This is a genomic window from Sphingobacterium sp. JB170 (assembly GCF_900163865.1).
Taxonomy (GTDB): Bacteria; Bacteroidota; Bacteroidia; order Sphingobacteriales; family Sphingobacteriaceae; genus Sphingobacterium.
In genome coordinates this window covers 42,064-57,311 of record NZ_FUKU01000003.1, presented here as the reverse complement: position 1 = coordinate 57,311, position 15,248 = coordinate 42,064, and the positions used below count along the sequence as shown (strand labels likewise).

Here is a 15,248-nt window from a genome sequence, read left to right as displayed (position 1 = left end):
TGAAAAACCGAGAGCGGTACTTTTTAAAGTCTAGAATCACGATCAACGAAAACCGGACGTTACTAATCGACTCAGTCGGAGAACAACTGGCTTCGTTATTCTGTTTTATTCTTCAAATACTTTTCAAGAAACTGATCCTGCTCCCACAGCGTATGAAAAATATTCTCTTGCGATGCATAACCGTGAGATTCCAGGGGTAGTATCACCATGCGTACGGGGGCGCCCAGGTTTTTCAACGCTTGGAAATATCGCTCCGTTTGCAGTGTAAAGGTCCCCGGGTTATTATCTGCTCCACCATGGATTAGTAACAAAGGTGTTTTCATCTTATCGGCATTCATAAACGGAGACATACGGTTGTATAAATCGGGAGTATCCCAGTAATTTCGTTGCTCGCGCTGGAAGCCGAATGGTGTTAGGGTGCGATTATATGCGCCGGAGCGAGCTATACCAACTGCGAATAGATCTGAATAAGTTAATAAATTTGCGGTCATAAAAGCGCCGTAAGAGTGACCACCAACGCCCACACGTTTCCGATCGACGTATCCGAGTTTATCCACGGCATCAATCGCTGCTGCGCCATTTGCAACTAATTGTTCCACAAAAGTGTCATTGGGTTCAGATTCCCCCTCGCCAATAATTGGAAATGAAGCATCATCTAGTACTGCATAACCTTTTGTCACCCAATAAACGAAGGATCCATAATATGGAAATGTGAACTCATAAGGACTTGACATGTTCTGTCCTGCAGTAGCCTTATCTTTAAATTCAGTCGGATAGGCCCATATCAACATCGGCAATTTTTCGCCACTGTTCTTGTCATAGTTCGCAGGTAAATATAAAGTTCCGCTGAGATCAACACCGTCATTACGCTTATAATGTATTACCTCTTTACTTACCCCTTGCAGGGATTGGAACGGATTTGTTAAATGCGTAAGAGCGGTGGTTTCTCCCGAGGTCATATTTTTTGTGTAATAATTAGGGTAATCAGTTGGTGATTGCTGCAAAATTAACAACTCCCTCTTGTCGATATCGAGGATACGAATTATATCTTCCTTTTTATTTTGAATATTTGAGGTATAAAGCCGTTTCGTTTTTAATGTTTTTAAATCAAGCTCATCAACGAATGGGAACTGCCCATCCTTGGTAAACCCATCTGAAGTCCAATAGGTTTTACCATTCTTAACCACCATAACATAGGTTCCATACTTATTTTTATCCGTAAACACATCACCCGGATCGCTATAAACATCTTGCGAATTTCTATCCGAAATAACCTTGGCAGACTTTGATTTAGTATCTAACAAAAAGATCTTTTGATTGCGTGTATCATACCACGAGGAATAAACCAATGCGTGGCGGTCATCACCCCAAACAATTCCCGCGTAACGATCCTTCAGCTTCAGGAGTGATTCGGGCGCAGTATCAAAAGGAGCATTCCAAGAAAACACTTCATCTCGAAATGCTACTTCATTTGATGCATCCCCATCATCCAAAGCCTCTACATAGCTCAGAGAAGATCCTAAATCACTACGCCAGTTCATATAACGTTTGCCTTTGCGCGTGGAGGAAAAGCCTTTTGCTTGAACCTCGATCAATGGCGTCTGATTAACAACCTTCACTAATTCTCCGGACAAATCATATACGGCGGTTTCTTGCGGAAAATTTCTGTAGGGCACAATGTAGGAAAATGGCCGTTTTAACGTGGTTACCAGCAAATATTTACCATCTGGAGAAAACGATTTTTGCGTATAAATAGCCGGTTCTAGGAACTTAGACAGGTTCCCTTTTAAATCAATCGTCAACAGCTCGGCCTGGGTCAATGTTTCAAAATTGGTTTCATCTTGCGGGTTTTTAAGGAGGTCTTGATAAGTTCGCAGCTGAGACACTTTTCCTCCGCTGGTGGAAATTGTGGGCCCTAAAGGTATATCTTTACTGCTATCAATTAATGGTTTTCGATTTGAAGGAAGTTTTGAAATTAATAGCTTATCACTACCACGATACCACTTATATGGGCTTCCCATATTCGCGTTCAAGTTATCTTCTGAAAGCTTTTTAGCAGTGCGCTGTTCAAGCGTCAAAAGCCATAATTCGACACCTTTTTCCGTAGTGTTCGTAAAGGCTAAGTATTTCGAATCCGGAGAAAATGCAAGGTTCGCAAGCTTTGCATTCGTTGGTAATCCATCCACCTGTTGCTCTTGTTGAGCGCCCAAACTTCGAATCTTAATATTATCGATATAGGTAGCATTACTCTGCATATTCACTATAGGATTCATCCGCAATCCCCCTAAACGGATCTCCGGATTATTTAAATCTTCCAGGCTCTTATAGGTCGGTCTGTACAGTGTAATTACCCATTTTTCATCCGGAGAGATCAGAACACGCGGTGGTCGTTGGTAATCGGCTAGCTCTAAAATTTCAGATGACGGCTTTTGAAATGTCAACTGTTCTTGCGCACTTAATGCCGCAGACATGAGCAAGAATAAATAGCAATAAATAAATTTCATAATTCAGTAACTTTTCACTAAATTAAACATAATTTTGTAAAGATAAGTATCGCGCTTTCGCGCGATTTTACATAAATATTTAGCTTACAGCCAAAAGGAACAATAGTCAAAATTCAGTCAGTTTTTACCATTAAAAATATACAAATTTTTTTCTAAATCCGATACATAAATTTTGATATTTTTGGGCTTTTAAAGTTTTCAACATTCTACTTCTCAGCTATCATTCAGTGTTTTACAACTAAAAACTAGCTAGGGACGCTGTTTATTCAAATGGTTTCTTCAGCATGTGGAAAAGTATCGCTAACATGTCGAAACTAAATATTGGATATTTGTTATTCTGGAGACTCACATCGGGGACCAGTAATCGTGTATTAACTTCTAAGGGAATTGGGTTTCTCTGAACATATTAAAATTACAAACAACATGGCAAGAATCATTAAATTCGAAAAAAATGACTGTGCACCATGCGCACAGGTATCGGCTTATCTGGATCAAAAGGGATTAAGTTACGAAACAATCAACCCTTTCGACCAGCCTGATTTGGCGGCCAAATTTAAAATTCGTACTGTCCCAACCGTGTTGGTTCTGGAAAACGAAGAAATACAGCAACGCATCATCGGCTTTAAACCCGAAGAGCTTGCAACTATCGCACTCTAATAACGTATAATCTTAAATTAGGCGATCTATGGTTCATTTATATTACGATTCAAAAACTGGTAACGTACAACGCTTCATCAACAAAGTGGTGCAAATCACAGGATGGGAAGCGCATAAAATCGGACCAGGAATAGAGTTCTTGGAAGAAGGCCATTTAATTACTTACACGACAAAAATGGGAAGTGTGCCGGATATCACATCCACATTTATGGATATGCACGCCGATAAAATATTTTCGGTAACCTCTAGCGGCAATAGAAACTGGGGGAAAAACTTTGGCCTAGCTGCCAATGCGGTATCCGAGAACTACGACGTTCCATTGGCGATGAAATTCGAACTTTCGGGCACAATGGAGGATATCAATCAATTTATAGAAATTATTAAACACCAATACAATGATAGCAAACGAGGTAGTAAAAAATTGGATATTGCTTAACAATGAGATAATGATTAAGCAAGATGACGAGTACAGCTTGCACAAAGATAAAGATGCCGTACGCGCCTATTTCTTAGAATATGTCAACAAAAACACCGTATTTTTCTATACCCTTAAAGAGAAAGTCGATTATTTAGTAGAGAATAATTATTATATAAATTTCTACGAATGGTTCACATTTGAAGAAATGGAAGAAGTCTATAATTTCGTATACGAGAAGAAATTCCGTTTCCAATCATTTATGGCTGCTTTTAAATTTTTCCAAAGCTATGCGTTACGTGATGACTCTGGTGAAAAATTTTTAGAGCGTTATGAAGACCGTGTCGTTGCCGTATCATTGTTTCTTGCTCGTCAAGAGGGCGTAAAAAAAGCTATCCAATACGCTGAAATCATGATCAATCAAGAATATCAGCCTGCTACCCCGACTTTCTTGAACGCCGGAAAAAAACGTTCTGGTGAATTAGTTTCCTGTTTCTTAGATGAAATAGGAGATAATTTGAATGGTATTGGTTATGCAGTGGATTCCGCAATGAAGCTTTCTTCCATAGGGGGCGGCGTATCATTCAACATCTCAAAAATCCGCGGACGTGGGGAAGCAATCAAAGGTGTCGAAGGCCGCGCAGGAGGTGTTCTGCCGATAATGAAGATTCTTGAAGATACGTTCTCCTATGCCAACCAACTCGGGCAACGCCCCGGCGCAGGTGCTGTTTATCTAAATATTTTCCACTCCGATATTGAAGAGTTTTTAGATTGTAAGAAAATAAATTCGGATGAGAAAGTTCGAATTAAATCCCTTTCAATCGGTATTATCGTACCGGACAAATTTATGGAACTCGCGGAAAAAGATGAAGCGTGTTATCTTATCTATCCACATACCGTTATGCAAGAGTACGGCAAATATTTGGATGAATTGGATATGGATTTAATGTACGATGAGTTAATCACAAATCCGAACGTCAAAAAGAAAAAAATCAACGCCCGTCATCTATTGGTGCGTATCGCGCAAACGCAAAAAGAGTCTGGTTATCCATACATCTTTTTCAAAGAAAACACCAACAGAGTACATGCATTGAATCAGATCGGACAGGTCAAATTCTCGAATCTATGTACCGAAATTATGCAGGTATCTCAGGTTTCAGATATTGAGATCTACGGAAAAGAAGATAGTATCCGGTATGGTATTTCATGCAACCTTGGTTCGTTGAATATCGCAACGGTAATGGACAACAAGCGCATTAAAGAAACGATCAATACTGCAATGCGCGCCTTGACGGTTGTCACCGACGTAACAAACATCGAAATGGTTCCAACCATCGCAAAAGCAAATAGAGAACTGCATTCTGTTGGACTTGGTGCTATGAACCTGCACGGTTACCTAGCAAAAAGTTTCATCATGTACGAATCGGCAGAAGCTTTAGATTTCGCAAACACATTTTTCATGATGATGAACTACTATTCATTAGAAGCATCAATGGAAATTGCGAAAGAACGTGCCGCGACATTCACCGGTTTTGAAAAATCAGCATATGCCGATGGATCATATTTCGATCGTTACACCGAGCGCGAATATACGCCAACGACCGACAAAGTAAAAGAGTTATTTGCTGGAGTACACATTCCATCTAGCGCGGACTGGGAAAACCTAAAAGCACAGGTAAAAGAGCATGGTATTTATCACGCGTACCGTTTAGCGATCGCACCAAACCAATCGACGTCGTATATCATGAATGCGACAGCTTCGGTAATGCCGGTTGTGGATATAATCGAGGTTCGCGAGTATGGTGATAGTACAACGTATTACCCGATGCCATACCTTTCTAACGACAATTACTTTTACTTCAAGTCCGCATATGACATGGACCAATATAAAGTCTTGAAATTAATTTCCGTTATTCAAAGGCATATTGATCAAGGCGTTTCTACAATTTTGCACACGAATTCCAAAGACTCTACGAGAGATCTTGCAAAGTATTATATCTACGCACATAAACTAGGTTTAAAATCCTTATATTATACAAGGACACGTAAATCAACTGTAGAAGAGTGTATCTCTTGTTCAGCATAATATTAAAGCATTCAAGCAATCTGTAATAGCAGTTGCCAGCGCATCGATCTCTGCACCGCCTCAAAACGACGGGCAGAGATTTTTTCTTCAAACGTCAATTTTGACTTTTAATTTTTTTGTCATGAAACAATTTACAGCCGTAAACTGGAACACAGCAGACAACGATTACGTTCTGATGTTCTGGGAGCAGAATATTAGACAATTTTGGATTGATACCGAATATATACCATCTAAAGATATTGATAGTTGGAAAGGTCTTAGCTGGGATATGAAAGAGTGTTATAAGAAAGCCTTGGGTGGCCTTACCTTGCTAGATACGCTCCAAAGCCACACAGGCATGCCTAAAATTATCGACCATATAGAATCACTACAAAATAAAGCGGTGCTATCTTATATGTGTATGATGGAGGCGATTCACGCGAAATCATACTCCACAATCTTCACTACGGTCTCAACAACGAACGAGATCAATGATGTTTTTGGCTGGGTAAAAGAGAATAAATTCTTACAATATAAAGCTTCAACTATTGATAAGTATTACCGAGCGATCGATAAGGAAAATGTCACCGACGAAGAGCTTTTCATGGCATTAGCCGCGTCGGTATTGTTAGAATCGTTCCTCTTTTATTCTGGTTTCTTCTTACCACTTTGGTTATGTGGGCAGGGACAGATGGTTGCTTCGGCGGATATAATCAAAAAAATTATTGCCGATGAGTCTCTTCACGGTGTTTTCGTTGGTTTAATCGCCCAAGAAGTTTATGAACGAATTTCTAACAAAGCGGAGGTTAAAGCTCGTTTTATGAACCTATTAAACGATTTGTATGAGAATGAAATTAAATATACAGAGGAGCTTTACACCGTCGTGGGGCTAACCGCAGAGGTAAAAGAATATGTACGGTACAACGGAAACAAAGCCTTAATGAACTTAGGCTTCGACCCAATATTCGAAGTCAAACAAGTGAACCCAATCGTTTTAAATGGCTTAAATACGGAGACCACCCAGCACGACTTCTTCTCAAAAAAATCAACTAATTACGAAAAGGCTACTGAGATCGTTCACCTTATGGATGACGATTTTAAAATGAACACCTTAGTGGAAGTATAATATTCAATCAGAAGATTGTTTGCTATCAACGGAAGAAAATGCGCCTAGATATAAATTATACTTAGGCGCATTTTTTTGCGTCAACAACTTAACTGGTTTACAACAATCCTCGTGATTATACAATCGAGTAGGAAAGTAGAGATTATTTTCCCACTTGTCCTCCCACAGCAACCTTTACGTCTTGTTTCCGAAAAAAAAATCCACAAGTCTATAAGATCTCCCCAGATAAAGACGAGAACTCTCATCTCATGTGTCTGCTACATTTACCTTGATCCTTTTGTACAGTATAGGATTTCGATTTGTTTGGCAGCCTCATCCAGCAACTGAAGCCTTATATGTCGTTTCTGTCCGTTCGACCAAGAATTTCCCTAGCACTTCCGTGAGGTTCCACCTGTAATGGCGTGTCCGGGACTTACATCCCAGAATTATCGCCCATGCTGGGCGCACAAAAATAGGATATGCGGTACCAGCCCGCATATCCTATCAATCAAACTATTCAATTACTTAATGCTTAATAGCCTGGGTTCTGTACTAAACTCGGATTAATGGCTATTTGAGTTCGAGGAATTGGGAAAAGCTCCAAATTTGGATCGTTGGTAGCTTTATGATCCCACCACGAACCACTTGTAAATTTTCCAAACCGAATTAAATCCTCGCGACGTTTGCCCTCAAAGATAAACTCTCTTCCACGCTCCGCTAACAACTCGTCAAGTGTTAAGCTTGCAGTAGTATATTTAGCAGCTGGCCAGTCAGCTTCTGAGAACGCCCGTTGACGAGATTTATTTATTAACTCTACCGCCTCAGCGTTTGCTGTACCGCTATTTTTACGCATTATCGCTTCCGCTTTATTAAAATAAATTTCAGTCAATCGGTAGATGATATAATCATTCTCTTGATAATTGTCCTCGGATAATGTGCCAGTCTTATATTTATTAAATCTTGCCCCTGAGTTCTCTTCTCCTTCGGTCATTGACCCCTCAGAAGTGAGGTCACCTTCACTTTCACGTCGAATAGTATTCACATAAGCGAACGGTTTATTATTCCATTCCTCCGTTCCTAAGACCTGCTTGGTGGTTCCGTATTCATATTGCGGACCAAAAAGAAACCAATCTTCTTTACGAAGATCATTCTCTGTATAAGCATCAAAGGCAGACGGCACAACAACAAAGGCATTATTTCCTCCATACCCCACATTCAACACTTCTTTAATATTATCGTATCCCATAAAAAATCCACCCCAGTCGAATGTAAATCCAGCTTTTCTGCTAAATTGAAACTGAAATAAAGATTCTGGATTCGCGGAATTTGAATTAGAGAATAATTCATTAATATCTTTCGCCAGCTTTGGTGCACCTCCGATACCGCCAGCTTCACCCGAGATAATCTTATCACACGCGGCAATACATTCATCCCAGCGGGCGGTCCCGCTCCATTTTTCGGCATTTAAATACAATTCAGCTAACATTGCGTAGCCCGCTGCGCGCGAAACTTGGCCAATAGTATTGGCACTCGTTAATGGAAGTAGATCGACATTTTCGGTTAATTCCTGCTCAATAAATGCAAAAACTTCGGCTCGAGACTGTGTTTCTGGATTTAATGGTTCTGCTACCTTCGTTGCAATAGGAACATTTCCCCATTGATCTATGATCTTGATATAATGAAAAGCATGCAACACCTTGAGTTGGGCAACGATTACAGTTTTTTCGTCTTCTGTCAAATCCATCTCGGATACATCCAAAGATTCAATATCGGCAACCGCAGCGTTGACAAAGCCTAAACCTCCCCAAAGCAAATCCCAGTTCGATTTCATACGACTTTCATTATCTGTCCAAGTGTGATAATGCAATCGAATATGGTCCCCGCCGTCATACCCATGCTTGCCTTTTTGTGGCCAGGCTATCTGATCGGCGCTAGCTTCGCCATGATAGAAATAGCCGCTCTGACCTGTTGGCGCAAGCCAAGCCTGCATATGCGTAAAAGGCCTTAACGCAGCTTGCTGCACCTCCCGTTTGTTTTTATAAAAATTATCCTTATTCAATTCACTATACAAGTTTTCATCAAGATCTGTACAACCTGTCATCATCGTCGCCGCAACCGCCATACTAGATGCTACAGCAAATATATTTTTTGTTCTAAATTTCATTATTTCTATGCTTAAAATCCCACATTCAAACCGATAGACCAAGATTTGGTTCTTGGATAAAAACCTCTCCAATCGATCCCCGCATCAAAACCAGTATCTTTAATCTCAGGATCTAATCCCGAATAACCTGTTATTGTCGCAATATTTCGTCCTGTAACATATACGTATAAATTACGCACATAATCGTTGTTCATTTTAAAATTATACCCTAAGGTAACGTTGTCTAATTTCACAAAGTTTCCATTCTCGAGGTAATAATCAGAATATTGAGGATCATCGTCGAGCTGACCATGCGTAGTGAAAGCATCTTCCAATACGTTATTTGGTAACCATTTCTGATTAGCAAAATACATTTGCGGCGTATTTAAAATATCGAACTTGAATTTTCCCCTAAAAAATATAGACAAATCAAAACCTTTATATGTAAACCGGTTCCCTAGTGACAATTGATACTTCGGCACCCCATTTCCGATGTAGCTTAAATCGTCACTATTCATCTCATCTGCTAAGCCGGTGGTACCGTCAGCTTTATAGAAAAGCCACTTCCCTTCGTCCGTGAAACCCGCAAATCTCTTACCGTAGAACGCACCGAGTTCGCCGCCCTCTTCCAAACGGATCGCAGCACCGAGGTTTCCCGGTGAAGGGAGGCCTCCATACTCCTGATAATCAGACTTGAAGGTTTCATTTGAAAGTTTAGTCAGTTCATATTGTTGATAGCTTCCTGTAAAATCCACCGTCCATGAAAATTCTTCGCGCTGCATTGCAACGGCTGACAATTGCAGCTCTATCCCCTTGTTACTAATAGAACCTACGTTTGTGAGGATCCCGCCGCCTATGTACGATGGCATTTGGGCTGAATATTGAAAAAGTAAATCTTTAGTTTTTCTGTTATAAAGATCTAACGCACCTGTAATCTTATTGTTAAATAAGCCGAAGTCAACACCTAAGTTCCACTCCTCTTTTTGTTCCCAGCGTAAATCTGGATTCGGATTTTTGACAGGACCATACGTTTGATAATAAATGTTGTCCTGCGGGTACACTCCCCCCGTACCTAAAGTAATCAACGATTGATAATTTCCAATATCTTGGTTTCCTGTTACGCCAAAACCCAGACGAACTTTTAAGTCATTTACGACTTCTTTATTGGTGAAAAAATCCTCGTTTGTAATTGTCCATCCTGCGGAAATAGCCGGGAAATTACCCCATTTATTATTCTTACCAAAACGAGACGATCCTTCCCGACGTAATATCCCAGTCACGAAATATTTGTCGTCAAAATTATAGTTCACACGTCCGAAAAAGGCAACTAACGTATTATCCTCCTTAAACGACCCCAACTCTGGTCTTGGTAATTTATCATTCGTTAACGCTGTACCAGCTCCTAAATTCCAATCTAAAAAACCGTCAGTCGTGAACCCATTGTTACTCACATCGAAGGTTTCTCGCGTATGATACTGGTAACTATAGCCTAATAATCCCGTTATATGATGCTTTTCGTTAAACGTTTTATTATAATCAAGCATGGTTTCAAAGGTTTTTGTCCAATCCAAAAAGTTCCCTTTATACGCATATCCCATTCCTTGGTATTCTGAATTTTCACGTTGATCCCAATCTTGAGTCGAGCGATATCTTCTATCATTATAATTATCGCGGACATAGGAACCAAAACCTGTCCAACTTAACTCATCAAGGATCTTCACCTTCACGCGCGCATCAGCCGAAAATGTCTGTTGATCGCGTTCATCCTTCCGATGGGCAAAACGACTTAGCGGGTTATAATTGTTATACGATTGCGTTTGATAAAACGAACCGTCCTCATTGTATAAGGGAGCCGTGGGGTTACGCTGTACCGCTTGCTCGAAATCCGGCACATTACCATTACTATTTACATCATCATTATTAATATTGTCAGCCTTACCACCAAGCATGTTCGCTTTGTTAAAGTTTCCCGCCATATTCATATCGAATGTTAAGCGGTCCTGAAGGCCCGTCTGCGAGAAACTCATTCTCCCACCGACCTGCTTTCTCCCATTTTCAATAGCAATCCCCTGGGCATCTTCATAATTTAAAGACACGCGGTAATGTGAGTTTTCTCCTGAACCTGTTGCAGCAAAATTATGGAAATGTGAAAAATTGTTTTTGTCAATTAACTCGTCAAATAGATCTGTGGATGCGCCAAGATCCTCCGTTTCCGGAATATCCCCATTCGCAATATGATCGCGAAACTGTGAGGCAGATAGCATATTTGGCTTTTTCGCAACAAATTCACGCTGACCGTAAGTGAAATATTCAAACTGCGGTTTACTTCCTGCCTTACCTTTCTTTGTGGTAATCAAGATCACCCCGTTGTTACCACGCGTACCGTAAATTGCCGCTGCCGAGCCGTCTTTCAATACGTCCATTGATTCGATATCACCCTGTTTCACTAAATCTAAATTCCCGCCAGGTATCCCATCAATAACGATTAATGGGCTCAAAGAGCCCATTACCGAACTCATCCCGCGCAATTGAATCCCCGTTCCAGAGTTTGGATTACTACCATGTTGCCGCGTAATATTTAAGCCTGCTACCTTACCCTGAATAAGTTCCATAGGACTACGCATGCCCCCTTTATTGAAATCTTTCTCTTTCACAGAAACAACAGCTGAGGTAATTTCCTTTTTCTTTTGCGTACCATATCCCATGACAACAACTTCATCTAACGCTTCTCCAGATGAGATAAGCGAAAAATTGAGCGTTGACGAAGAAACCGGCAATTCGACACTTTCATAGCCTATAAAAGAAGCAACAAGAATTTGACCTGGGCTAGCGGGTATCGAATATTCACCATTCCGGCCCGTCTGTACAGCTTCTGTCGTTCCTTTAACGGTGATGGTTGCACCGGCAACGGCAGCTCCTGTTGCGCTGTCAGTTACTTTCCCTTTTACAACATCTTGTTGAGGCATAATAAGGTTAGAATCTGGCCTAGGCGGTACAATGCCCGTACTGGCGTGCCCATAGCTTACAGCTAATAAAGCGAACGAAAAAGCCCATAACCTGCTCGTGCCGCATTTAAATTTGTGTGAGTTCCACATAATAGTTGTCGTTTATTAATTTTTGTAGTTTAGCTAAAACGTTTTATGAAAAGGTTTATAAAATACGACGGAACCGCTCAAAAAACGGTGCATATCGTCTCCTCAATAAATATAGTTTAACACTAATTAACACAAAATATTTACAACGTCAAACTTTTTTAAAAAAATAAGAAGTCAATAAAACAATTTAGCATGGGTTAAATTGAAGGTTTTAGGTTATTGCTCGCAAGCAATGTGTATACTATTATACTATAAATAAAGAAAAAACAACGATGAATAAGCACCCAAAAAACCAAATAATAGATCTATTAATATCGGTACCTGCATCAATTTATATTGAATTAACAAGTTCAAAAAGACAACATTAGATACACAAACAACTAATTTACAGACCCCAATATTCACCTTAAAAAAACATTTATTGTCACTCAACACGAGTGAAGAATTTATACCAAACTAGCCGATATTCGTATCTGATTTTCGACGATAACATCTACTCTGCATTTCTAAAAAACAAAGTTCGGTCAATCAAAACAAGTATAGTCTTTTTACGGTTTCTTGGTTCTCTTCTGCCCCATACTTTTTGATTGGCGAGCAACATTCACTTCAACACTTTACATCTTTTATTACGTCGAGACAACGTAACCAAAAATAACGACCTAAATACTTATTAATTTAATATAAACTTAGCTTCTCATGTTTTTAAAATTCGGCGTTCGAACCGAACTAACTATTATCGTTTCTTCATCAGAAGCGGCTGGAGGTATAATATTACAGAAGCGCTACGCCTACTTATCTTGGGATTCCCTGCAATAATCACTAAGTTTGTTAAACAACATATATAACATGAAAATAATTGCAGTAGGCAGAAATTATATTAACCATGCCAAAGAATTGAATAACCCAGTTCCGACAGAACCTGTTATCTTCATGAAGCCCGATACCGCGATTTTGAAGGATAACAAGGATTTCTATTATCCGGAGTTTTCAGATGATGTCCATTATGAGGTAGAATTGGTCGTTCGTATATGCAACGAAGGGAAACACGTCGCCTCAAAATTCGCACACAAATATTACGACGCGATCGGCCTCGGAATAGACTTCACGGCACGCGACGTACAAACGAAACTTAAAGAGCGCGGACTTCCATGGGAACTTGCGAAATCATTCGACCATTCTGCGGTAATGAGCCCGCTCCTTGCTAAGACAGAATTCCCTAATCTAAACGAGTTGGAATTCTCATTGAAAAAAAATGGGGAGACCGTACAGGTAGGAAATACAAAAAACATGATCTTCGATATTCAAATGCTTATCGTATACATATCGAAATATATCACCCTACGCAAAGGAGACTTGATTTATACGGGAACACCCGAAGGAGTCGGCCCGGTTTCTATTGGCGATAAACTTGAAGGTTTCATTGCAGAAAAAGCAATGTTTAGCTGCCAAGTAAAATAACAATATTAATTAAAATAGGAAAACCAAGTATCACCCTATTTAAAACCCCATTCATGAAAAAACGTAGTGCTTTATTTCTATTCTTAAGTTTAACACTTGGATCGCTCTATGCGCAGAAAAACGATATAATTACCTCCAGAAATTATCCACAGGGCTATTTCAGGAATCCGCTCAATGTAGCGATGGACGCATCAGGGTCTTTTGGCGAATTACGTTCGACGCACTTTCATGCGGGCGACGACTACAGAACGCAGCAGCGAATAGGCCTCCCTTTACACGCTGCCGCTGAAGGATATGTATCCCGTGTGCGCGTGCAAATTGGTGGAGGCGGCAACTCGGTTTACATTAATCACCCTAATGGATATACAACCGTTTATCTACACATGGATAGTTTCAACGATGCCTTAACAAACATCATCCGCGCCGAACAATATAAACAACGACGGTTTGATGTAGACGTGACAGTGAAATCCGATCAAGTAAAGCTAACAAAAGGACAGCTAATTGGGAAAGCTGGAAATACAGGTGGTTCCGCCGGCCCTCACCTTCACTTTGAAATTCGAGACACAAAAACGCAGCATCCTTTAAACCCGCAGTTATTTGGTTTACGGTTCAAAGATAGCTATGCTCCAACAATTAACGGGTTAATGGTGTATGATTTGAACGACCCCATCTTTAACGAACATACCCCCCGAAAAGTTGTTCCCTTGAAAGCGCTTCCGGGCAACCGCTACTCAACTACGTCCTCGTCCCCAATTCCGGTAAAAGGAAAATTTGGTTTTGGTATTTCAAGCATCGATCGACACCGCGCCGGCGGGTTTAAAAATGGCGTATATTCAATCGAACTTTTCGTCGATGGAGAGCCTAAATCAACCATACTGTTCGAAGAGCTTGATTTTAACACTTCACGCGGCATACATTCCTATATTGACTATCCCTACTGGAAAAAAACGAAAGTAAAATATCAAAAAAGCTTTAAAGACCCGGGAAATGCCGTTGAGATCTTCAAACATCTAGGCGACCAATTGGGAGTAATCGATCTAGCCGAAAACAAAGTTTATCAAGTGAAATATGTCGTAAAAGACGTTCAAGGTAACTGTAGCGAACTGAACTTTACGATTAAAAACACCGTCACAAATGCGGCGCCGCAAACGCACCCTGCGGCGAAGGTATTCTCATTCAACACAGACAATAATTTTATCAAAGAAGATGTCGAGGTAAAGATTCCAAAAGGGTCTTTGTACGGTGACGTAGATTTCCAATACGCCAATGCAGCACAGCGTGCGAATGCTTACTCCCTGACTCATGCAATACATAACAATCTTACGCCAATATTTTCAGCCTATAACCTCCGTATAAAGCCGACGAATCTTCCAACACGCTTACAAGATAAAGCATTGATTGCTTCACTAGAAAATGGTTCCGAGGGGGGGCGTTTTGAAAACGGATGGGTAACGGTAAATACTCGAAATTTCGGACACTTTTATGTTGTTGTAGACACAATCGCACCGACAATTTCCCCACGTAACTTAAGCAACGGTAAGAATGTACGGGCCCAATCCAAGATAGATTTCACCATACGAGACAACTTCTCTGGCATTCAATCGTTCGATGGTTACATTGATGGCGAATGGGTACTCATGGAGTATGACTCAAAAAAACGCCACTTGTGGCATAAGTTTGAATCCACACTTAAAAAGGGCACACACAAATTTAAACTGGTCGTAAAAGACTGGAAAGATAATGAGAAAGTATACGAAGCATCCTTCATCCGCTAACTCGCAATACAACGATCATAAATAAACA

At 40.3% G+C, this 15,248-nt stretch carries 9 protein-coding genes; 6 read left to right on the top strand and 3 right to left on the bottom strand.

Annotation, left to right across the window (positions count from 1 at the left end; genetic code table 11):
* Nucleotides 1–95: 95 nt before the first annotated feature.
* Nucleotides 96–2,504 (bottom strand): S9 family peptidase, encoded by a 2,409-nt coding sequence (locus FM107_RS00340; protein WP_086946543.1) that lies wholly within the window; start codon nucleotides 2,502–2,504, stop codon nucleotides 96–98.
* Between the two features lie 387 nt (nucleotides 2,505–2,891).
* Here FM107_RS00340 and FM107_RS00335 point away from each other — a divergent pair, with 387 nt between their 5' ends.
* From FM107_RS00335 to nrdF, 4 genes are all read left to right on the top strand, one after another.
* Complete coding sequence (locus FM107_RS00335) at nucleotides 2,892–3,161, top strand: co-chaperone YbbN (RefSeq protein WP_256959249.1); 270 nt, start codon at nucleotides 2,892–2,894, stop codon at nucleotides 3,159–3,161.
* A 28-nt stretch (nucleotides 3,162–3,189) separates the two neighbouring features.
* Entirely contained in the window at nucleotides 3,190–3,597 is a 408-nt protein-coding gene (nrdI, locus tag FM107_RS00330; RefSeq protein ID WP_086946541.1) for a class Ib ribonucleoside-diphosphate reductase assembly flavoprotein NrdI, read from the top strand.
* A gap of 10 nt (nucleotides 3,598–3,607) precedes the next feature.
* A complete protein-coding gene (nrdE, locus tag FM107_RS00325) occupies nucleotides 3,608–5,662 on the top strand; it encodes a class 1b ribonucleoside-diphosphate reductase subunit alpha (RefSeq protein WP_256959247.1) in 2,055 nt (684 codons plus the stop codon).
* Nucleotides 5,663–5,783: 121 nt separating this feature from the next.
* Nucleotides 5,784–6,767, top strand: a complete 984-nt coding sequence (nrdF, locus tag FM107_RS00320) for a class 1b ribonucleoside-diphosphate reductase subunit beta (RefSeq protein ID WP_086946539.1) — start codon at nucleotides 5,784–5,786, stop codon at nucleotides 6,765–6,767.
* A 511-nt stretch (nucleotides 6,768–7,278) separates the two neighbouring features.
* Here the strand turns inward: nrdF and FM107_RS00315 are convergent.
* Nucleotides 7,279–8,910 (bottom strand): RagB/SusD family nutrient uptake outer membrane protein, encoded by a 1,632-nt coding sequence (locus tag FM107_RS00315; RefSeq protein WP_086946538.1) that lies wholly within the window; start codon nucleotides 8,908–8,910, stop codon nucleotides 7,279–7,281.
* An 11-nt stretch (nucleotides 8,911–8,921) separates the two neighbouring features.
* Nucleotides 8,922–11,984 carry a SusC/RagA family TonB-linked outer membrane protein gene (locus FM107_RS00310; protein ID WP_086946537.1) on the bottom strand — a complete coding sequence of 1,021 codons (3,063 nt, stop codon included), beginning with the start codon at nucleotides 11,982–11,984 and terminating at the stop codon, nucleotides 8,922–8,924.
* Nucleotides 11,985–12,830: 846 nt separating this feature from the next.
* On the opposite strand from FM107_RS00310, the gene FM107_RS00305 reads away from it, so the two are divergent.
* Both FM107_RS00305 and FM107_RS00300 read left to right on the top strand, forming a co-directional pair.
* A complete protein-coding gene (locus FM107_RS00305; RefSeq protein ID WP_086946536.1) occupies nucleotides 12,831–13,442 on the top strand; it encodes a fumarylacetoacetate hydrolase family protein in 612 nt (203 codons plus the stop codon).
* Between the two features lie 53 nt (nucleotides 13,443–13,495).
* Nucleotides 13,496–15,220: a M23 family metallopeptidase gene (locus FM107_RS00300; protein WP_086946535.1), complete on the top strand. Its 1,725-nt coding sequence runs from the start codon at nucleotides 13,496–13,498 to the stop codon at nucleotides 15,218–15,220.
* The last annotated feature ends 28 nt before the right edge of the window (nucleotides 15,221–15,248 follow it).

Coding starts and splice junctions, on each gene's coding strand:
- FM107_RS00315 (WP_086946538.1), bottom strand. CDS start 8,910: ATGAAATTTAGAACAAAAAATATATTTGCTGTAGCATCTAGTATGGCG.
- FM107_RS00310 (WP_086946537.1), bottom strand. CDS start 11,984: ATGTGGAACTCACACAAATTTAAATGCGGCACGAGCAGGTTATGGGCT.
- nrdE (WP_256959247.1), top strand. CDS start 3,608: ATGATTAAGCAAGATGACGAGTACAGCTTGCACAAAGATAAAGATGCC.
- nrdF (WP_086946539.1), top strand. CDS start 5,784: ATGAAACAATTTACAGCCGTAAACTGGAACACAGCAGACAACGATTAC.
- nrdI (WP_086946541.1), top strand. CDS start 3,190: ATGGTTCATTTATATTACGATTCAAAAACTGGTAACGTACAACGCTTC.
- FM107_RS00305 (WP_086946536.1), top strand. CDS start 12,831: ATGAAAATAATTGCAGTAGGCAGAAATTATATTAACCATGCCAAAGAA.
- FM107_RS00300 (WP_086946535.1), top strand. CDS start 13,496: ATGAAAAAACGTAGTGCTTTATTTCTATTCTTAAGTTTAACACTTGGA.
- FM107_RS00340 (WP_086946543.1), bottom strand. CDS start 2,504: ATGAAATTTATTTATTGCTATTTATTCTTGCTCATGTCTGCGGCATTA.